General features: G+C 54.3%; 20 protein-coding genes and 1 pseudogene. 4 read left to right on the forward strand and 17 right to left on the reverse strand.

Annotation, left to right across the window (positions count from 1 at the left end):
- Nucleotides 1-23: 23 nt before the first annotated feature.
- On the reverse strand, nucleotides 24-797 hold the full coding sequence (locus M0D42_RS10065; RefSeq protein ID WP_265018480.1) for a FadR/GntR family transcriptional regulator: 774 nt from the start codon (nucleotides 795-797) through the stop codon (nucleotides 24-26).
- A gap of 306 nt (nucleotides 798-1,103) precedes the next feature.
- Here M0D42_RS10065 and M0D42_RS10070 point away from each other — a divergent pair, with 306 nt between their 5' ends.
- The 3 genes and pseudogenes from M0D42_RS10070 (at nucleotide 1,104) to M0D42_RS10085 (ending at nucleotide 5,726) form a co-directional block, all read left to right on the forward strand.
- Nucleotides 1,104-2,156, forward strand: coding sequence for a TRAP transporter substrate-binding protein (locus M0D42_RS10070; RefSeq protein WP_265018481.1), 1,053 nt, complete (start codon nucleotides 1,104-1,106; stop codon nucleotides 2,154-2,156).
- 103 nt (nucleotides 2,157-2,259) lie between these two features.
- Nucleotides 2,260-4,326 (forward strand): TRAP transporter large permease subunit, encoded by a 2,067-nt coding sequence (locus tag M0D42_RS10080; RefSeq protein WP_330221169.1) that lies wholly within the window; start codon nucleotides 2,260-2,262, stop codon nucleotides 4,324-4,326.
- Between the two features lie 231 nt (nucleotides 4,327-4,557).
- Nucleotides 4,558-5,726 (forward strand): annotated as a pseudogene (locus M0D42_RS10085) (IS3 family transposase).
- A gap of 355 nt (nucleotides 5,727-6,081) precedes the next feature.
- On the opposite strand, the gene M0D42_RS10090 reads toward M0D42_RS10085, so the two are convergent.
- Genes M0D42_RS10090 through phnG form a run of 9 tightly spaced genes read right to left on the reverse strand, consistent with a single transcriptional unit; the run spans nucleotide 6,082 to nucleotide 12,862 of the window.
- On the reverse strand, nucleotides 6,082-7,275 hold the full coding sequence (locus M0D42_RS10090; RefSeq protein WP_265018482.1) for an alpha-D-ribose 1-methylphosphonate 5-triphosphate diphosphatase: 1,194 nt from the start codon (nucleotides 7,273-7,275) through the stop codon (nucleotides 6,082-6,084).
- The gene (gene phnN, locus M0D42_RS10095; RefSeq protein ID WP_265018483.1) at nucleotides 7,272-7,850 is read right to left on the reverse strand and encodes a phosphonate metabolism protein/1,5-bisphosphokinase (PRPP-forming) PhnN; all 579 of its coding nucleotides are present in this window, start codon (nucleotides 7,848-7,850) and stop codon (nucleotides 7,272-7,274) included. Before phnN ends, M0D42_RS10090 begins: the two co-directional genes overlap by 4 nt.
- On the reverse strand, nucleotides 7,847-8,530 hold the full coding sequence (gene phnL, locus M0D42_RS10100; protein WP_265018484.1) for a phosphonate C-P lyase system protein PhnL: 684 nt from the start codon (nucleotides 8,528-8,530) through the stop codon (nucleotides 7,847-7,849). The genes phnN and phnL overlap by 4 nt, the downstream gene beginning before the upstream one ends.
- Nucleotides 8,531-8,532: 2 nt before the next feature.
- Nucleotides 8,533-9,303, reverse strand: a complete 771-nt coding sequence (gene phnK / locus M0D42_RS10105; protein WP_265018485.1) for a phosphonate C-P lyase system protein PhnK — start codon at nucleotides 9,301-9,303, stop codon at nucleotides 8,533-8,535.
- Nucleotides 9,300-10,172, reverse strand: coding sequence for an alpha-D-ribose 1-methylphosphonate 5-phosphate C-P-lyase PhnJ (locus tag M0D42_RS10110; protein WP_265018486.1), 873 nt, complete (start codon nucleotides 10,170-10,172; stop codon nucleotides 9,300-9,302). Before M0D42_RS10110 ends, phnK begins: the two co-directional genes overlap by 4 nt.
- On the reverse strand, nucleotides 10,169-10,765 hold the full coding sequence (locus tag M0D42_RS10115) for an HAD family hydrolase (RefSeq protein ID WP_265018487.1): 597 nt from the start codon (nucleotides 10,763-10,765) through the stop codon (nucleotides 10,169-10,171). The genes M0D42_RS10110 and M0D42_RS10115 overlap by 4 nt, the downstream gene beginning before the upstream one ends.
- On the reverse strand, nucleotides 10,762-11,850 hold the full coding sequence (locus M0D42_RS10120) for a carbon-phosphorus lyase complex subunit PhnI (protein ID WP_265018488.1): 1,089 nt from the start codon (nucleotides 11,848-11,850) through the stop codon (nucleotides 10,762-10,764). Before M0D42_RS10120 ends, M0D42_RS10115 begins: the two co-directional genes overlap by 4 nt.
- Nucleotides 11,850-12,413 carry a phosphonate C-P lyase system protein PhnH gene (gene phnH / locus M0D42_RS10125; protein WP_265018489.1) on the reverse strand — a complete coding sequence of 188 codons (564 nt, stop codon included), beginning with the start codon at nucleotides 12,411-12,413 and terminating at the stop codon, nucleotides 11,850-11,852. Before phnH ends, M0D42_RS10120 begins: the two co-directional genes overlap by 1 nt.
- The gene (phnG, locus tag M0D42_RS10130; RefSeq protein WP_265018490.1) at nucleotides 12,413-12,862 is read right to left on the reverse strand and encodes a phosphonate C-P lyase system protein PhnG; all 450 of its coding nucleotides are present in this window, start codon (nucleotides 12,860-12,862) and stop codon (nucleotides 12,413-12,415) included. Before phnG ends, phnH begins: the two co-directional genes overlap by 1 nt.
- A gap of 107 nt (nucleotides 12,863-12,969) precedes the next feature.
- On the opposite strand from phnG, the gene phnF reads away from it, so the two are divergent.
- Complete coding sequence (gene phnF / locus M0D42_RS10135; protein ID WP_265018491.1) at nucleotides 12,970-13,704, forward strand: phosphonate metabolism transcriptional regulator PhnF; 735 nt, start codon at nucleotides 12,970-12,972, stop codon at nucleotides 13,702-13,704.
- Here the strand turns inward: phnF and M0D42_RS10140 are convergent.
- The 7 genes from M0D42_RS10140 to M0D42_RS10170 all read right to left on the reverse strand — a co-directional run bounded on the left by M0D42_RS10140 (nucleotide 13,701) and on the right by M0D42_RS10170 (nucleotide 19,864).
- A complete protein-coding gene (locus M0D42_RS10140) occupies nucleotides 13,701-14,318 on the reverse strand; it encodes a chloramphenicol acetyltransferase (protein WP_265018492.1) in 618 nt (205 codons plus the stop codon). The genes phnF and M0D42_RS10140 overlap by 4 nt on opposite strands.
- Nucleotides 14,319-15,641, reverse strand: a complete 1,323-nt coding sequence (gene phnE, locus M0D42_RS10145) for a phosphonate ABC transporter, permease protein PhnE (RefSeq protein ID WP_265018493.1) — start codon at nucleotides 15,639-15,641, stop codon at nucleotides 14,319-14,321. It abuts the gene before it with no gap.
- A 1-nt stretch (nucleotide 15,642) separates the two neighbouring features.
- On the reverse strand, nucleotides 15,643-16,521 hold the full coding sequence (phnE, locus tag M0D42_RS10150) for a phosphonate ABC transporter, permease protein PhnE (protein ID WP_265018494.1): 879 nt from the start codon (nucleotides 16,519-16,521) through the stop codon (nucleotides 15,643-15,645).
- Between the two features lie 63 nt (nucleotides 16,522-16,584).
- On the reverse strand, nucleotides 16,585-17,493 hold the full coding sequence (gene phnD, locus M0D42_RS10155; protein ID WP_265018495.1) for a phosphonate ABC transporter substrate-binding protein: 909 nt from the start codon (nucleotides 17,491-17,493) through the stop codon (nucleotides 16,585-16,587).
- A 56-nt stretch (nucleotides 17,494-17,549) separates the two neighbouring features.
- Nucleotides 17,550-18,362 (reverse strand): phosphonate ABC transporter ATP-binding protein, encoded by an 813-nt coding sequence (gene phnC / locus M0D42_RS10160; protein ID WP_265018496.1) that lies wholly within the window; start codon nucleotides 18,360-18,362, stop codon nucleotides 17,550-17,552.
- Nucleotides 18,363-18,789: 427 nt separating this feature from the next.
- Entirely contained in the window at nucleotides 18,790-19,254 is a 465-nt protein-coding gene (locus M0D42_RS10165; protein WP_265018497.1) for a DUF6634 family protein, read from the reverse strand.
- A 31-nt stretch (nucleotides 19,255-19,285) separates the two neighbouring features.
- On the reverse strand, nucleotides 19,286-19,864 hold the full coding sequence (locus M0D42_RS10170) for a hypothetical protein (protein WP_265018498.1): 579 nt from the start codon (nucleotides 19,862-19,864) through the stop codon (nucleotides 19,286-19,288).
- Between the last annotated feature and the right edge of the window lie 343 nt (nucleotides 19,865-20,207).

Below are 20,207 nucleotides of genomic sequence, written 5' to 3' on the forward strand. Positions count from 1 at the left end.
TGGGAACGCCTCATCAGGCTCTCTTACACTGAGAGTTTACGTCTTTTTGCGGCTCGTTCTTCGCGGCGCGCTTGCTCCTGACCGTTACGGAAACTTTGTTCAACGAAGTCCATGTGAGCCCGCGCGGCTGCGTCTGCAGCGGCTCCATCGCCCAATATAATGGCCTCCACCATATCTTTGTGCTGTTGAAGCAGCGCCTCTCCAGTGCCATCCATAGTGCGCAGATATCGGCGGTTATAAAATACACCTTGCCGCGTCAGATCATAGACCGATGCCATCATGTGCATGAGAGTCGTATTCTGGCTCGCATCTACAATAGCTGTGTGTAGTCGGATATCAGCTTCCTGGGACGCTTCCATGTCGTCATCTTCCCAAGCCTTTTGCATCTGATTGATAATATCAGAAAGACGCTCCTTGTCAGACTTAGTTGCGCGTTCCGCCGCAAGTCGCGCAGCAAAAGCCTCCTGCTCGCGTCGATACTCCAGATAGTCATAAAAGGCATCACCATGACGGGCATATAGCGAAAGCAAAGCAGGAGACATTGCACGCCCTGTCAGCGTCGAGACAAACGTACCCTCCCCGTGCCGGACGGTCACAAGACCGTTACCTTCGAGTTCTTGCAGCGCTTCTCGGATTTTCGGACGCGACACGCCCATGGCTTCAGCAAGCTCTCTTTCTGATGGTAGTTTACGCCCCTCTTTCAGGATGCCATCAACGATCATCGACTCGATTTGATCAACCACTGCGTCTGAAATTGATTCGTGACCGACAGGTTCAAATGGGCTTTTTTCCGACATGATCCGTTGTCCTGAGCGCTTAGGTGAATTTTAAGTTGTAAAATTAGTTTACCACTAGAAGTCATTTATTCAAGCTGCAAATACCCAAAAATACGGATAAGAACAGAACCCATAAGCCATTGAAATGCATAATTAACAGAAATTCACATCAGAAATAAGTGGTTTCTTTGTATTTTCAACACCCGCTCAAATCCGAACGATAACGACCATCAGTGGTAAATTAATTTGTTGACTGAATCCTGAGGTAAACATTATTTACCAATTTGAGCCGTTAGCTCGGATATTTCGATCGTTGGAGGAGATACGATGAAAAAGACCCTTACTTCCCTGGCCGTCGCCGCAACGCTGGTTGCCGCGCAGGGCGCTACCGCTGCCGACAAAATCCTTTTGAAAACCCCAATTGCGTTTTCGACGTCTTTGCCAGGTCTGGGTTCCCCAATCCCACGCGTTGCTGAACAACTGGACCTGATGTCCGGTGGCACGCTGAAAATGAAAGTTTATGAGCCAGGCAAACTGGTTCCGCCATTTGAAATTCTAGACGCAGTGTCTTCCGGCAAAATCAATTCCGGCTACACAACAGCGGGTTACTGGGCGGGTAAAATCCCAGCGGCACCTCTGTTCTCTGCAGTTCCGTTTGGTCCTGAAGCCGGTGAATACATGGCGTGGCTCTACTACGGCAACGGCATGAACCTCTATCAGGAGATGTACGACCAAGCGGGCTTCAACGTGAAAGTTCTGCCATGTGCTGTGATCGCACCTGAGACTTCCGGTTGGTTCGCAAATGAAATCAACAGCCCAGAAGACCTTGATGGCCTGAAAATGCGCTTCTTCGGTCTGGGTGGTAAAGTCATGCAGAAACTGGGTGTTGCAACATCCCTGTTGCCAGGCGGCGAAATCTTCCCTGCGCTGGAAAAAGGTGCGATTGATGCGACCGAATTCTCCATGCCTGCGATCGACGCGCGTCTTGGCTTCCACAAGCTGGTGAAGTTCAACTACTTCCCAGGCTGGCACCAGCAAGCGACCGTATTTGAGCTCCTGGTCAACAAAGACGTCTGGAACGAAGCCTCTGACCAGCACAAAGCCATCATCGAAAACGCATGTAAAGCCTCCATGGCGGACAGCTTTGCGGAAGGCGAAGCCATCCAGCACGCGGCTCTGATCGATAACGTTGAGAACAACGGCGTATCCATCAAGACTTGGAACGACGAGATGCTGTCCACCTTCCGCACCACTTGGGAAGAAGTGGCCGCAGAAGAAGCTGGCAATGATGAGTTCTTCGCAAAGGTTCTCGCGGATCTGACAGACTTCCGTGACGGCTATGCGGTCTGGAAAGAAAACGCATTCCTCCCTCGCAAGTAATCTACACTTGCATCCCTGTTGGGGCGACCTCCCTTAGTCGCCCCATTTTTCTAACTGATTTTTAGCGAAAACAATGGGCCCATGGCCCCTGGAGGAGGAAGCTATGGCCACTCTGAACGCGCCCGAAACCGATCCAATCGACGTCTACGAGCACATTCTTGAACAAGAAGAGCGTGACACTCAGGCGGTTGCAGTCGGCATCGACACAATGGTCAAAGGTGTCGGCAGTGTTGTGATGTGGGCCAATGTGCTGCTGATCGCTGCCATCGTTTCACAGGTTACGCTTCGCTACCTGTTTGATCTGAACTTCCCCAAGCTCGACGAAATCCAATGGCATTTCTATGGGCTCGTCACTATGGTCGGAATCTCTTATGCGCTGGTGACAGATAGCCACGTCCGCGTCGACCTGTTGCATATGCAGTTGAGCGCCCGTGCACGCCGCGTGATCGAGATCATCGGCATTTTGGCGCTTCTGGTGCCTTTCATCTATCTGATGGTCGATCAGGGCTATGATTATTTCTACGAAAGCTGGCGCGTGAATGAACGCTCTGACAGCCCAACCGGCCTGCCTGCACGCTGGGCGTTAAAAGCGGTTATTCCAGTGAGCTTTGCTCTGCTCGGCTTCGCTGCACTTGCCCGCCTGATCCATGATGTACACGCTCTCTACGTGAACTATGAAGATGAGCGCGAAGGCAAAGGCCTGCGCCTGATCCTCTGGGCTGTGATCGGATTTGGTCTTGTTGCAACTGCGCTGACATTCCTTGTTGAAACCACTGAAGAAAAACTCGTCATCGCGATGTTCCTGACTTTCATCGCGCTTCTGTTCACGGGTTTCCCGGTCGCTTGGACATTGGCTGGCGTGGGTGTCGCCTATTGCGGTATCGCCTTCCTCTTTGACAACGGCATGATGAACTGGACAGGGCTGGAAGAGACCCTGACCGGGCTGGATTATCTGACCCTCGGTGCTGTGGTGAACCGTGTCTACGCCACCATGTCAAACGCCGTGCTTGTTGCCCTGCCGATGTTCATCTTCATGGGGTTGATGCTCGATGAAAGTGGCGTTGCAGAACGCCTGATGACTTCCATGCAGCGTCTGTTTGGTACCGTGCGCGGTGGCCTTGCAATCACGGTGACCATGATCGGTATCATCCTTGCGGCCTCCACCGGCATCATCGGTGCCTCCGTTGTGCTGCTGGGTGTTCTGTCTCTGCCATCCATGATGGAGCAGAAGTATAATCCGTCCCTGGCAGCAGGCGTGGTGTCCGCATCCGGTACTTTGGGCATTCTGATCCCGCCATCGATCATGTTGGTGATCATGGCTGATCAGATGGCGCTCTCCGTTGGCGATCTGTTTATGGCTGCTGTCTTCCCTGGCATCATCATCGGTGGCCTGTATCTGACCTACATCTTCATCATCGCGCTGGTGAAACGAGATGTGGCTCCAGTGCCAGAAGGTGCGACGCGTCCGGATTGGGCAGCAGTCAAAGACGTATTGATCGCTGTACTCCCAACCTTGGGTCTGATCCTCGCTGTGCTGGGGTCGATCTTTGCAGGTCTGACCACGCCAACAGAAGCGTCCGGCATCGGTGCCTTCGGCGCAACATTGCTGGCGCTTGGCTACCGCAAACTGACCCTGCGCAAGCTGGTGAACGTGCTGAAGTCCACCTTCAACACAACCGCCTATATCTTCGCGATCTTCCTTGGCGCGACGGTCTTCTCTTATGTGTTGCGTGAACTTGGCGGGGACGAACTCATCGAAGCCATGATCCACGGCACAGGCCTCGGACCAAATGGCACGGTCATTGCGATCCTCTTCATCGTCTTCCTGCTCGGCTTTGTGCTGGACTGGATTGAGATCACCCTGATCGTATTGCCGCTGATGCGCCCAATCGTGAATGGTCTGGGTCTCGATATCCCCGGCTTTGACGCGATCGATGAACCATCCTTGGTCTGGTTTGTGATCCTTGTCGCGGTGACACTGCAGACAAGCTTCCTGACACCGCCCGTGGGATTTGCACTCTTCTACCTCAAAGGCGTGTGCCCTCCAGAGATCAAGCTGATGGACATCTACAAAGGCATCATCCCATTTGTGCTGTTGCAGTTGACCGGTCTGGCCCTTGTGTTCCTCTGGCCCGCCTTGGCGACTTGGCTGCCATCCGTGGCCTATTAATTCATCACTGTGACTAGGCCTGCCCGAAGTGGTGGGCCTAGTCCCTTAAATACGTGGCAATAGGAACTGCTATCCAAAGCTGCATTGAATTTCGATAAGTTACTTTAGGTTACGGTAATCGCTGCGCTGCTATGCGCACCGGTGCACAGACGCGTTAAGGCCTATGAACTTTCAATGAGCCTCCCCATCTGAACTGGTCCACCGCTATGTTTAGGAAACGGAGGACCAAGAATGACAAACAAGCGACCGAAGCCCGAGGAGATTGTCTCGAAGTTACGGCAGGTTGAAGTTCTGATGGGGCAAGGCATGCCTCGTCTGGATGCGATCAGACAGATTGGCGTTGTTGAACAGACCTGTTACCGCTGGCGCAAGCAATACGGTGGAATGGGCGTGGATCAGTTGAAGGAACTGAAGCGACTACAGAAGGAGAACGATCGGCTGAGACGAGCAGTGTCGGACCTGACGCTCGACAAGTTGATCCTCACGGAAGCAGCAAAGGGAAACTTCTGAGCCCCGCTCGCCGTCGTGCCTGCATCGAACATGTGCGCCGCCAGTGCAAAGTATCTGAGCGCAGGGCCTGCCGTGTGCTGGGACAACATCGCTCGACACAGAGGCACGTCCCGAGGGGTCGTGCTGATGAAGAGCAGTTGGTTGCGGATATGATTGAACTGACCAGGCAATATGGTCGATATGGCTACCGTCGGATTGCGGCTTTGCTGAGGGAGGCGGGTTGGTCAGTCAGCGATGGGCGCATCGAACGACTATGGCGACGAGAGGGGCTAAAGGTTCCGCATAAGCAACCAAAGAAGGGGCGGCTCTGGCGGAATGATGGATCATGCGTGCGGCTGCGACCAGAGTATCGCAATCACGTCTGGTCCTATGACTTCGTTCACTGCCGGACAGATGACGGCAAGGTCTTCCGGACGCTGAACATCATTGATGAGCACAGCCGGCAATGCTTGGCGATCAAGGTAAAGCGGAAGTTGAACGTCTGTAGACGTGATTGATGCACTGACAGATCTGTTCATCATGCGCGGGGCGCCTGCCTTCATACGCTCAGACAATGGCCCTGAGTTCGTGGCTCAAGCTGTCCGGGACTGGATCGCGGCCGTGGGCTCCAAGACCGCCTATATCGAGCCTGGCTCACCCTGGGAGAACGGATACTGCGAAAGCTTCAATGGCCGGTTCCGGGACGAACTGCTCAACGGGGAGATTTTCTATACCCTGCGGGAAGCCCAAATCCTGATCGAAGAATGGAACCTCTCGGGACATTGCGATGCAATGCCCTGCCAGTCAGTGGAAAACACTACAACACAAAACGACCACACAGTGCATTGGGCTACCGCCCACCGGCACCAGAGGCCATCATCCCGATGGAAAGCAGGCCAATCATGCACTAACAATCAACTTGGACCAGTCAGATGAGGCTGCTCATCATTACGCGGGGCTAATGCCTTGATAGCGGCCATTGGCTTTCAAACCATTGGGGTAACTTTGAATTAACGAGATCGTGCGCATTTACCGTCGCGCAATGAGACTCGGCAATTGTCCGCATTAGATAAAGTTAGTGATCACGAAGCCTCAGGCATTCTGCACAATTTGATCATTTCAAATTTAGTCACGAAATCACTTCCATCTCTATTCTTCCCTGACCAAACCAAAACTACCTTAGGGTAACTTCATCTAATGTGACCTAGTTCGTTTATCGTACTGCTAGTTCGCGGCGAGCTGATGGCGCCAACACGACGTAAACGCTCACCCTATCGGGTTGCCGCAGCTCCAAACGCCACGAACGATAGGCAGCCCCTTCTGAACTCGAATGCGCAAAATGTCTCCTCGTAGACCGACGCTAAGACTTCCGCGATCAGCTAGGTTCGCAGCTCTTGCAGGATTGGCAGTCACAGCCGCAAGCGCGCGTGGCAGGTCATTCCAAATCTCAGCCAGTTTGAATGCTGACAACAACAGCGCTGAAGGCACATAGTCAGAAGAGACGATGTCCAGAAGATCGTGTTTGGCGAGCTCTTCAGCGGCAACGTTGCCGGAATGCGATCCCCCGCGGATGAGGTTAGGCGCACCCATCATTACCGCAATGCCTTGTTCGCGACAGGCGGCAGCGGCTTCAAGCGTGGTGGGGAATTCGGCAAAGCTTACGCCGTTTGCCATTGAGGTGATAACCTGATCGCGCGTCGTGTCGTCATGGCTTGCGAGAACCGCGCCAAGTCGCTTTGCCTCAGCAACGGCCCCTTTTTCGTGCTTTTCCCCGAAGCGTTTTTGCAGGCCTAAGAGGTTTTCTACGTGCTCTTCGAATTCTGCGTCATTCATACCGCGTTTTTTTGCAACATATGTTTTCAACGCCGTTAAATCACGGAATTGCCGTTGGCCCGGCGTGTGATCCATCAGGCTGACAATGCCGATCCGATCATCAGGTGAGAAAGCTGCGAGTTCATCAAGCAAGGTCTCTGAACAGATTTCTGCCCGCAGGTGCAGAAAGTGACTGATCTTAAACATGCCTTCTGCGCGGGCTTCGAGCAGCTCATCTGCCAGCTTGCGCGCATAGTCGATATAGCGCCCTTTCCCGCTGTGAATGGACCCGACACGCATCGCGTCGAAAACTGTGGTGATGCCAACGGAGGCGAGTTCCGCGTCGTGGGCGAGCAGCGCAGGAAGGTGCGGCCAGTCCACTTCTGGGCGCGGTTCCATGTGTCGCTCTACGTTGTCCGTATGTAATTCCACCAGACCGGGCGTGACGAAATCACCGCCACAATCAATCGCCCCAGTTGGGCAATGATCCCCCTCGGCAATATCGCTGATTACGCCATCTTCGATCGTGATAGCGCCATGGATAACGTTATCAGCCAGCACCAGCTGCGCGTTTGCGAGACACAGCGCTCCTGCGGGTTCTGCGTTGTTCGAAACGGCCAAGGAAGATGTTGGAATATGCGTGTTCATAGCGTTGCCTCGCTGCGCAATTTGAGGTCTGACTTTAGGAGTTCGCAAGCGCTTGCGACCGTCTCTTCAAGCGGGCCATCATTTGAAATATGCACCACATCCAAGTCGTCCGGCAGCGATTTCACCGCTTGCGCAAGGCGCTTAGCGATCTGATCGTCTGTTTCGCGACCCCGAGCGGCCAGGCGTTTGGCCAAGGTGTCAGGGGTTGCGGTGATGTTCAGAACAAGAAAATGCGGGAAGATCGCAGCGGCATCACTCAGCGCTTTGCGGGAAAAATTCGCGAGGCAGTTTGTGCCAGACGCGACTTTCTGTTTGATCTCAGTAGGAATACCATATCTCAAATCATGCGCGCCCCAATGCACGGCAAATGCCCCATTTGCTGCCATGGTGTCGAACTCATCGACTGAAACAGCTTGGTAATCTTCACCGCCAAGTTCCGGTGCGCGGGTTATGACCCGCTTCACTCGGTGAAGATCAGGCGCTGCCGCACAAATGCCGCCCATGACGCTGTCTTTGCCAACCCCAGATGGGCCAACGACAGCGATCAGACGCCCATATGTCTCTGAGCTCGTCACGCAGCCAGTCCTGGTGTGAATTGACTTACATCAATTTCGCGATCACACACGCGATCGCGCGCGGCTTCATCGTGGAAAATCCCAATGATCGCGGCACCGCGCACCTTCGCTTCTTCAATCAGCGACAAAACCACCTCGCGGTTCGTGGCATCAAGGCTAGCGGTTGGTTCGTCAAGCAGCATCGCAGGATAGCTATGTGCAAAACCACGTGCGATATTGACCCGTTGTTGCTCGCCACCTGAGAAGGTCGTCGGAGACAATGCCCAGAGGCGTTCCGGGATATTGAGTTGCGAAAGCAGAGATTTCGCGCGCATCTCTGCGTCTTCGGCAGATACACCAACTGCACGCAAAGGCTCAGCAACAACATCCAATGTCGGTACACGCGGCACGACGCGTAGGAATTGGCTGACATAGCCAAGGACTTCCCGTCGCAGAGTGATGATCTCACGCGGTTTGGCCTGCACAATGTCGATGTCGCCAATGCAAATTTTCCCGGCCTGCGTCAGGTAGTTGCCGTAGATCATGCGCATCAATGTGGACTTACCGGCCCCTGATGCACCTGTCAGCGCAACGCACTCACCCTTGGCGACACTTAGGGACACACTGTTGACCACTTCGATCACCGCGCTGCCTTGGTTATGAAGAGTGAAGGTCTTGGAAACGTTAGAAAGTTCAATCATGGTCATACCTGCAAAACGGAGCTGACAAGCAATTGCGTATAGGCGTGTTGAGGATCATCCAGCACCTGATCCGTGAGGCCCGTTTCGACCACATGACCAGACTTCATGACCATCAGGCGATCTGCCAAAAGGCGAACGACGGCTAAATCATGTGTCACGATGATCGCCGACAACCCGAGGTCGCGCACAAGGCTGCGCAGCAAATCCAACAAGCGCGCCTGAACGGACACATCCAAGCCACCGGTCGGTTCATCCATGAAGACCAAACGTGGGCCAGTCACCAAATTGCGCGCAATTTGCAGTCTTTGCTGCATACCGCCAGAGAATGTTGTCGGGCGGTCATCAACGCGATCTTCGGAAATCTCGACGCGACCCAGCCAATTGACCGCTTCCTCACGAATGTCACCGTAATTGCGCGCGCCAACAGCCATGAGGCGTTCGCCGACGTTGCCCCCGGCGCTGACACCCATCCGCAGGCCATCGCGTGCATGCTGGTGCACGAAAGCCCAATCTGTGCGTCCAAGCATGCGGCGCTCTGGTTCGCTCATTTTCAGTGTGTCTTTGGGGCCATCAACGCGGGTGTCAAAAATCACTTCGCCTTTATCGGTCGCCGTATGACCCGCGAGGCAACTCAAGAGCGTCGATTTGCCAGACCCGGATTCACCGACGATGCCCATGACCTCGCCGGGATAGAGATCAAAGCTAACATTCGTGCAGCCAATGTTCGCGCCATAGTATTTGGCAACATCTTTGACAGACAATAAGGGCGTCATGCTGCGCTCTCCTCATTTGCTGGATCGGTCATTTCGCCTGTGTGGCCTTCGGCACGGCGCCCTTCGCAATAATCGGTGTCTGAGCAGACAAACATGCGGCCACCATTGTCGTCGGTGATGACCTCATCCAAGTAGCTGTGTTCCGATCCACAAAGCGCACAGCGATGTGGGGCTTTGGACGGATCAAACGGGTGGTCTTCGAAATCGAGGCTTACGACCTTGGTGTAAGGTGGCAGTGCATAGATGCGTTGTTCGCGCCCCGCCCCAAACAACTGGATGCCAGCCATCTCCATCTTTGGGTTATCAAACTTAGGGATCGGTGACGGGTCCATTACATAGCGCCCCTCAACCTTCACCGGATAGGCATAGCTCGTCGCAATATGACCGTGCTTGGCGATGTCTTCATAAAGTTTCACATGCATGAGGCCATATTCCTCAAGCGCGTGCATTTTCCGCGTTTCGGTTTCACGCGGTTCCAGGAAACGCAGTGGTTCTGGAATGGGAACCTGATAAACCAAGATTTGATTTTCCGTCAGTTCCTCTTCAGGGATGCGGTGGCGCGTTTGAATAACCGAGGCTTCCGAGGTGGACGTTGTGGTTTCAACACCGGCGGTTTTTTCAAAGAACTGGCGAATGGACACTGCGTTTGTTGTGTCGTCCGCACCTTGGTCGATGACCTTGAATGTGTCTTCTGGCGTCAGTGTGGCAGCAGACACCTGCACTCCCCCTGTGCCCCAACCATAGGGCATCGGCATTTCGCGAGAGGCAAAAGGCACCTGATACCCTGGGATCGCTAAGCCCTTCAGGATCGCACGACGGATCATGCGTTTGGTCTGTTCGTCTAGATAAGCAAAGTTGTAATCGCTCATAGCATCTGTCTTTCGCTCAAGGCCCGAGCAAGGGCATCTGCATCTGTGAAGTGAATGGCGTCCATACCAACAGCCCGCGCGCCTTCGACATTCTTTGGTGAGTCATCGATGAAAATGCAGTCCGCCGGTGACAGCCCAGCTCGCTCGCACAAAAGTTCATAAATCCGCGCTTCCGGCTTGAGCATTTTCTCCTGCCCGGACACGACGGTTACATCAAAAACCTGCCCCAGTTCCGGATGCACTTTCATGCCTTCCGGCCAAGTTTCTGCCGACCAATTGGTGATCGCGTGTATTGGCGTCCCGTTGGCCTTTAACTTGAACAGAATGTCCCATGTTCCCGGGACTTTTTGCGGCACAGTCAATGGATAACGGTCGACATATTCAGCGAAACGTTCACGATCCGCATCGTCAGCAATTTCTGTGGACATATCAGCGAAGGTTTCACCGCCGTCGCCCCGCAGATTGCGCGCATAAAAATCGACCTGATCTAGGAAATCTTCAGTGGCCTCTCGGGAGCCAAAGTCCTCCACCCAGGCGAGAACAGGATCCCATTGGATCAGCACATTTCCGATGTCAAAAACAACCGCCTTCATTCTGCGGCCTCCGGCACTGCACGCTCGATGGCTTCCCGCCGCAGTTTGCGGATCAGTTCAAGTTCTGACTGGAAATCCACATAGTGCGGCAGTTTGATGTGCTCAAGGAACCCGGTCGCTTGGATATTATCCCCGTGATAGAGTACAAATTCCGCGTCCTGTGCTGGCACGCCGACATTGTCTTCGCCAAGCTCTTCCCAGCGCAGCGCACGATCAACCAGCGACATAGAGATTGATTTGCGTTCGGATTGACCAAAGACCAAACCATAACCGCGCGTAAACTGTGGTGGTTCGGTTTTAGAACCGGTGAACTGGTTCACCGTCTCACATTCCGTCACTGTGATCTCGCCCAGATCAATGGCGAAACCCAGCTCTGGAATGTCCATTTCCACGGCGACTGCACCGATCCGAAGTTCGCCAACAAAGGCATGTGTGCGGCCGTACCCACGCTGGGTGGAATAGGCCATGCCCAGGGTGAAACCTTCGTCCGCTCGTGCCAAAGACTGCAAACGTAATGCTCGCTCTGCTGGGAGCTCAAGCGGTTCTCGGGTTAAATCCGGTGGCGTGTCGTCCGTCGCGACCTCGTCTTGGATCAGCCCTTCTTCGTTTAGGAACTCCGTGACATGTGGGACGGTATCCAAAACCGCCTCACGCTCTGCCGCTTCAATGGCTTCGCCATCAGCCGCCAGTTTGAAGTCCAGCAGGCGGTGCGTGTAGTCAAACGTCGGCCCCAAAACCTGCCCGCCCGGCAGATCTTTGTAGGTCGCCGAAATACGACGCTCACATTCCATCTCTGCCGTATCGATTGGGTTGGAGTTCCCAAAGCGCGGTAAGGTTGTCCGGTAGGCGCGGATCAAGAAGATGGCTTCGATCAGATCCCCGCGCGCTTGTTTGATTGCCAGCGCCGCGAGGTCAGGATCGTACAGAGACCCTTCTGCCATCACGCGATTGACCGCCAACTTTAGCTGTTCGCGAATTTGGGCAATGGAAAGCTCGGCGATAGATGTATCTCCGCGACGTTCCTCCGCCAGCCAGGCATGAGCATTTTCGATCGCGCGTTCACCGCCTTTGACCGCAACATACATCAGCGCACCTCCGTCGTGCGTGGCAGGGCCGCGATGCGGTCGCCACAGGTGAAGTAGAAATCCAAACCAAGCGGGAAGAGCGCGTGATTGCCTTGAAAAGCCGCGACTTCTGGCAGCGAAAGCGCAGCGCGGTCTTTGATGCCAGGGCCTTGTAGAACAGCCCCTTGGTTTTCCAGAATGTCGCTTTCAACGATCAAGCTTGCCGAGCGATCTGGGTATTCTGACGTGCCGATTTTGAATTGATTAAGCGGCGCAAGATCGCTCCAAGTTCCGACAGCAAAGTCGCATTCAGCAGCGCCAACCAAAGGCGCGCCGATGTGGAAGTTGATCCAGTTGCGGATCGGTTCGATATCCAGATCGCCTGCGAGGAAAATACCCGTGTCGGGGTCACACAACGTCAGCAGAACTGTTCCGGCCGCTTTTGACAGAGGTGCCGGAGGTTCCGCGCCTTGGATCGTTTCAATCGTGCCCGGCTTCGCCATGACCGTCATGATCTGACGGAAGGCGCGCGCGGACTCTGGAGCCGGATCAGCAAAACCGCCAGTGAGTTCAACAGCCTGCATCAGTCCTCTCCCCGCGCCATTGTGAAGAAATCGACCTTGGTTGCCGCAGCTTTACGGGCACGCTTGGCCTTGGCTTCTGCAATTTCAGTAGACAGCGGCGTCAGCACTTTGGTTCGCAGTTCCGCCGCGGCCTCGGTTTGCATCAGCGCGTCGATCAAAGCAGCGCTTTCAGCGTCTTCCTTGCGGCGGCCCTGTACGTAGCCGTGGCCAACTTCGCCGGACGCAAGTTTCAACGAGCAACGCGTGACGGTCATCTCACCCAGATTGAAAGGCGCGCCTGTGCCACCGGTACGGCCTCGAACCATGACGCTGCCGATTTCTGGCCTCCGCAGCCAATCGAATTTCGGCGCTTCTGTTTCCTTTGCAAAAAGCTTCGTCAGTGCCCCATCGGGTGACGTCGCCATCAGGCTCAACCAAGCTTTGCGCTCATTTTGTTGGATCTCTTGCATGATCTTAGCTGTGCCTCTCGACAAATCCGCAACTTACTATACAACTAGACATATATTCGCCGATTCCGGTGAGTCTGACCAGAAGAGTTTTGTGAAGTTTAGATGAAATGAGCCCGCAAACCCGACCTGCAAACCGTAGAACGCCCATCTGGCAAGCCATCGCAAATGCCTTGCGGTTGGACATTGCCGAGAACCGCTACAAGGCCGGTGACAAGCTGCCGACTGAGGCCGTCCTGTCGGAACGATTTGGTGTAAACCGTCACACCGTCCGTCATGCATTGTCTGCCTTGGTCGAAGAAGGCATCGTTCACACAAGGCGCGGCGCAGGGGCCTTTGTGAAGTCTGTTCCAGCCGAGTACCCGCTTGGGAAACGCATGCGGTTTCACCAAAATCTGCGCCAAGCTGGCCGCCTTCCGTCCAAACGGAACCTCAGCTTGGAAACACGACCTGCAACTGCGGAAGAGGCCGAACGGCTCCAACTCGAAACAGGTGATCTGATCTGCGTCAAACACGGGTTGAGCTTGGCTGATGGTCAGCCCATCGCAATTTCCGAAAGCCACTTTCCCGAAGCCCGCCTACCGGGTATCGCCCAAGCGCTTTCCGAAGAAACCAGCATCACCAAAGCAATGGCAAAAGTTGGCGTGTCCGATTTCACGCGCGCCAGCACACGGATCAGGGCGGTTTTGGCGGACGCTACTCAGGCCTTGCGGCTGCAAGTTCGGGAAGGTGCTCCCCTGCTCTATTCCACAGGGCTTGATGTAGACGGCGATGGCGTGCCGGTTGAATACGGCATGACTTGGTTCTGCGGAGACCGTATGACGCTCACCTTCGAGGAAGATTAACGCTCGTATTTCTCTAAGAAAGCTTCGGCCTTAAGTGACCGAAAGTCTTCGAGTGCCGCACGAATATCTTCATGCGCCCAATCCCACCATGCCAAAGCCACCAAACGCTCTGCGATTTGAGGCGGTTGCCGAAGGCGCATCACACGTGCTGGTGACCCGACCACAATCGTGTATGGCGCAACATCTTTGGTCACAATCGCGCCCGCTGCCACAATAGCCCCGTCACCCACTGTGACCTCTGGTTTGATCATCGCGTTGTGGCCAATCCAAGTGTCGTGCCCAATGAGCGCACGGCGAGATTTGCGAAGTTCGAAGAAGGCTGGATCGTGCTCGACATCGTCCCAGTAATCGCTTGAACGATATAGGAAATGATGGAGCGACGCCGTTTCCATTGGATGGTCCGTCGCGCCAATGCGAACGTAGCTCGCGATATTGCTGAACTTGCCGATGGTTGCATTCGCGATGTCCGCAAAGCGGTCGCAATAGGAATAGTCGTCAAAGCTTGAAAAGGCGATGCGGCTGCCCTTGCCGATCTCAACGAACTGACCGAGCGTTACCTCGGTCAGGTCCACATCCTCATGCAAAAATGGCGTCTCCGCTGACAGTCTTGGCATCTAGTGCGCCTCTTCTTTTTTGCCGATCAAGCGCGCGCGCAACCAGCCAGAGAACCAATCCATCGCGATAACCATAAGAACCACGAGGACAATGTAATAGGTGACCTCTTCCCAGTCTTTCTGCGTGATGATCGCCTGCGTCAGCAGAAGCCCGATACCACCACCTGTGATCGCACCGATGACGGTTGCGGAGCGGGTGTTGGATTCCAAGAAATAGAGGATCTGACTCAGCAAGACTGGCATTACCTGCGGGATCACGCCAAAGCGATATCGCTGCATAGGTTTCGCACCGGTAGACCGAATGCCCTCGATCTGTTTCTGATCGACGTTCTCTAGGGCTTCCGAGAAAATCTTACCAAAGGTGCCTGTGTCCGTGATCAGGATCGCCAATGCGCCGGTCAAAGGGCCAAGGCCAAAGGCACGGGTCAGGATGATCGTCCAGATCAAGGCGTCAACACCGCGGAAGAAGTCAAAAAGCCGGCGGATCGCCATACGAACTGCCGCAAATGGGGCAAAGTTCTTTGCCGCCATGAAGGCCAGCGGCAACGCAACAATCGCAGCGCCCATCGTTCCGAGGAAAGCCATCAGAAGCGTTTCGCCAATGGCCCAGAACACGTCCTTATGGCGCCACATCGCGTTATTGAAAAAGTCATCTGCAATCTGAGCCGCTTCGCCGGAAAATGCGCGAGAGATCACTTGGCCAATGCCCATGCCGTGATATGGGCTGTCGAGCGTAAAGAAGAATTGCTCCCAACCAAAGAAGTAGCGGAAGACCTCTGTTCGGTTGCGGGTCACAGTCAGGCGGCCTGCGTCTGTTGTGATCGCCATCCGGTTTTTCGAACTATTGACCCACTCAGGAATTTCCTCGGTTGGATATTCCTGAACGACACCCTGGCTGCGCGACGGGGTCGCGTAGATGGTGCCGTAATCAGGGATGTCGTAAGAGATCGTTTCAGGGCCATAGGTCACAATGTGCCCATCGCCAAGATCGATGATGGTGGTATCGCCTTCGGTTGTCACCCAAGACGGCGACTGACCTTCTGGATAGCGGCCTTTTTTCTCGCCCTCAATCGCGTAAGACACGTCGCCGCTGCGGTTGTCGCGGGTAATGTGTGTCTTGTAGCTGATCATGTCAGAGACAAGCGTTTTTGCGTTATCCGCGCTCGCGCCAGCCCAAAGACCGGCGATGTCGAAGGCTACAAAAATATAAGCAAAGTAGACAAAGATCACGCTGGGAACGGCAAAGGCCAGAAGACGTTTTTTGCGCAACAGCGAAGTGGTTTGGGTGCGCGCGTTGGCGGTGACGACGTCAGTAGCAGTCATCTTAGTTTTCCCCTTTGCGAGAGCCGTGCACCAGCTTGTCGCGATAGTAGCTAGACACCTGATCGAAGAAGACGATTGTCAGGAAGAGAAGAATAAACATGGCGGCAGCGTCGTCGTATTTGCCCTGACCCCACTGGATTGCAGTCTTAAGCTCATAGCCCAGACCGCCTGCGCCAACGAAGCCAAGGATCGCAGAGGCGCGGATATTGATTTCAAAGCGCAATAGCGCGTAGGACAGCCAGTTCGGAGCAACCTGCGGCACTACACCTAGCAACATCTTTTGCGGCCATTTCGCCCCAACCGAGCTGAGACCCTCGATGGGTTTCAGATCAGCGTTTTCGTTCACTTCGGAAAAGAGCTTGCCTAAGGCACCCGCCGTGTGGATCGCAATAGCAATCATCGCTGGCACAGGGCCGCCGCCGAGAACAAAGATCATCACCAGCGCGATGACGATTTCCGGGATCGCGCGCATGATGTCAGACAGACGTCGAAAGACCGGGATCAGGACCGGCCAACGTGCCAAGCCGCGTGTGGACAAGAGCGACAGAATGATCGCCGCCAGTGCGCCAACCAGTGTGGAAACCGCAGCAATATTCAAGGTCTCGATCAAAGCCGGAAAGAAAGTCACAAAATGGCCCGGAATCTCGGCAGCTTTTTCGCTGGCCTCACCGATCACGTCCATTGGGTAGTCAAAGAAATTGTCGATGCCGCCCCAGAAGCTCCCGCCGTTGCGAGACGCCGCTGTGTTGAAGCCGGCAATCATCATCAAGAAGAAGACTATGATCGTGAGGCCGGAATAAAGACGCTTGCGTTGAACCTGCGCCATATAGGAGGCTTGAATTGAGGTAACCTGCGTGTGCCCGGACGTAATGTCTGCCATGTCTTCTGCCTTTGCATAGAAAAGGCGGGCCCATGAATGGACCCGCCAAGAGTATCCGTCCGATTATTGGGACTTCAGACGACGCGCTTCGATGATGGATTCGTAAGTCGCGTGGGTCACAGGCTGGAAGCCGAGTGTGTCGCCCGCAGCGATGTTATATGCGCAGTCTGGGTCGTTTTCGTACATGTTGTCGACCAGTTCGGTCATCACGGCTTTAACATCTGTTGGCAGAGTTTTGCGCAGTACGATTGGGCCTTCAGGGATCGGCTTGGATTTCCAGATTTGCACGAGGTCGTTCATGTCAACGAGGCCTGCGTCAACGGCTTTGCGCAGCGCGCCAGAGTTGTAGCCGTCTTCCCAGTTGCCTTGGCCGTCTGCCCAAGTCACGCCACCGTCGATGTCGCCGTTGTTAACCGCAACGATGGTCTGCTCGTGGCCACCGGTGAATTTCACTTCACCGAAATATGCGCCAGATTCCATTGTAATGCCGTCTTTGTACTGAGGGATCTCGATGGATGGGATCAAGTAGCCGGATGTGGAGTTAGGGTCGCCGAAACCGAACACTTTGCCCTGCATTGCGTCGAGGTTCGCGATTTGCGCGTCTTTGCGTGCAAAACCGATGGAGTGGTAACCGATAGAGCCGTCAACGTTCACTTTTACCAGAACTGGTTCAACTGCGTCTGCGTTGCGCAGGTATGTTGCCGCATAAGAAGACGCGCCCAACCAGGACATGTCCAGAGTGCCGCCAACCAGACCTTCGATCACACCAGCATAGTCAGCAGGCGCGAAAAGCTTTGTTGGAACGCCCAGAGCTTCTTCGGTGTATGCGCGCAGGCACTCGTAAGAGTTCAAACGATCCTGTGCGTTTTCGCCGCCCAGCAGGCCGATACGGAATTCAGTGATGCCTTCTGCCATTGCAGCGGAAGACAGTGCGGTTGTTGCGGCCAGAGCCAATACGATAGTCTTTTTCATCAGTATCTCCATGATGATAGGTCTCGCGCACATCCCCGCGCGCGATGAAGGAAGGATCAGGCTGGAATGCGATCTCTCGCATCCGATCTGTCCAAGGCTTGAATTTCTGTGGATGTGGCAGCTTCGGAGAAATCATCCCCTGCGCCATAGATGTCGCGCGCAACACCGGTGGTCAGCTGCTCGGGTGTGCCATCAAAAACGATGCGCCCATCGCGCATGCCGATGACGCGATCACAATAGCGACGCGCTGTATCCAGCGTGTGCAGGTTCGCAATCACCATGCGACCGTCTTCTTCGTGAATGCGGCGCAGGGCCTCCATCACGATCTGTGCGTTCATTGGGTCGAGCGAGGCAATCGGCTCATCCGCCAGGATGATCTGCGGGTCTTGCATCAAAGCGCGCGCAATCGCGACGCGCTGTTGCTGGCCACCAGACAGAGCCTCGGCACGCTTTGGGGCCTGCTCGGCAATGCCAAGACGGTCCAGAATATCGATGGCTTTGTGAATGTCTTCCTGCGGATACAAGTTAAACATCGTCGCCAATGTGCTGCGACGGTTCAGCGTGCCATGCAGAACATTGGACACAACATCCATCCGAGGCACCAGATTGAACTGTTGAAAGATCATTGCGCAGCGCGATTGCCATTCGCGTTTGGCTGCTCCGGTCAAAGCGGTGACATCTTCACCTTCAAACCGAATATTGCCTTCAGTCGCGTCTGCCAGACGGTTCATCATCCGAAGCAATGTGGATTTACCCGCACCGGAACGCCCGATGATACCGATCATCATCGGCTCCGGCACATCAAAGTTCGCGCAATCCACGGCCGCTTTCGTGCCAAAACGCTTCGTCAAATTATCTACGGTGAGCATCTAGGTTCCCCAAATTTTCTTCGGAGAGACTAGATTTCGGCGATGGCAGATTCTTAAATTTTACATAACAGAGGTGTTAACTTCTTATGTCAGTTTTGTGTTGGTCTAGACAAATTCGAAATTTGCCAAGATCGTTCATGAGAAGCTCGAGCGCTCAGAAGTTTCAGCACCACTAATAAATCTTGCGCGTGTCCCACGCATGTAACAGAACCGGAACATTTTTGCCGACATTGGCTGAAGGCATAACGTTCATGCATGTTACTTCTCGGGTTATACCTCATAAGAAAGGTATGCTCGTCCCTCAGCGATCAAATGACCGCTTTCGTCACTGAACCGGCGATTTCCGCACTTGCAGCGAAAGTCTGCTATCCGCCTTCGATTGACCAACGCGAGCCTCGGCGAATTGCACCGAGACTCGGTAAAATTTTCAATCCGTTAAAGCCTCCAAGAGCTCAAAAGCCGTCGCGATCCGCTTGTCATCACCACGCCGTTGAACTTCCTTCAAAATGATCACTGGCAGTCTGCGTGTGGACGTGATTGCTTCCTCAACAGGAGCTTCCACACCATCTGGTCCAAAAACCAACGCCTTTTTAGGTGTGTTTTCCTGTTGTGAGCGCAGTGGAGTTCCTAGTCGGTACCAGCGAGATCTCGTGCGTGCGATTCCGCTTTCTGAATCTATGTAAATCAATGGCGACGTTCGAACATTCTCCTCTATCCCAAGTGGATGGTCGCTCACTTGACCCCAAAGTAGGTAGCTGGAGCCCCATTTGAATGTGATCCATCTGTCGATAAGCGGCGTGTCACCTATGTCACCTGACGCCTTTACTTCGGCGACATCCCTCATCAAATCCAACAACTGATCGAGTTCATAAATTCCTAACGTGTTTTGCATGGTAGTTCTTCTTTCCTGATTTTTGAGGGTTTCAGTGATGCCGTGGGTGATTGAGCTGGTGTTCGACTTCGTTGAGTAGTCGGATGACATTGCGCAAGCTCAGAAGCTGGGGTTTGCGGATCGCCTCAACCACCTCTAAGACCGCCTCAATTGCGTCTTCTGGTAGTTCTCGGCGCTGCCCCTCACGAACGGCAAATTCGCTGAGGTGCGGAAAAGAAAGTTCGGTGAGATTTAGCGGTGGGCAGCGACTTAAGAAGGGCCTCGACAGCCGGTCAGTGGTGTTAGCGGTCATCACCCAATTGACCCAGGACATATCGAAGCTGACCCGAAAGTAGGGACATGACCAGCTCTTAGCGGTGAACCGCTCCAGCAACGGCAAGAGACCATCCACCAGATCAAAAGGCGTTCCCCTCGAAGCCGTTACGCGCCCTGCTTTTTCGATCTCATCGACCACAACAACGGGATTTCCAACTGCGCTATCTATTATGGTTTGCAGGAGTCTCCCCGGTTGCTGATTAGACCATCCGCGTTGAGTTCCACTAATACTGAAAGACGCAGGTTCGTTAGTGGCCTCAACAACTGTTGTTGGAACTGAGAGGTATTGCCCCAACAGTTGCGCCCAGTGGCTTTTGCCAATGCCTGGAGGCCCAACAAGCTACAAGGGCGATATTGTACTCCGGGATCACCCCTGCGAGCCGATGCGCGCAGCTCTTTCCAAACTCGGTCGGTCGCTTTCGCCATCCAGGGCATTTCTGTGTGCAGTTCACTTGCGATCTCGTCAGCCTGATGTTCCGAGCTGATGGCTCTGAGTTCAATGCCATCGCGAAACATCGCAAGCTTATCTCGATCAATGCGGTCAAGGTGCCCCATTTTTGAAATTTGGCCGCGTACCGCGATGTAAGCTTTTGCACGACGGGTGATCTTGTCCCAGTCATCATCGGACAGGACCCAAT

Origin of the sequence: Cognatishimia activa, from assembly GCF_026016445.1 — a bacterium.
In the GTDB taxonomy this organism is placed as follows: domain Bacteria; phylum Pseudomonadota; class Alphaproteobacteria; order Rhodobacterales; family Rhodobacteraceae; genus Cognatishimia; species Cognatishimia activa_B.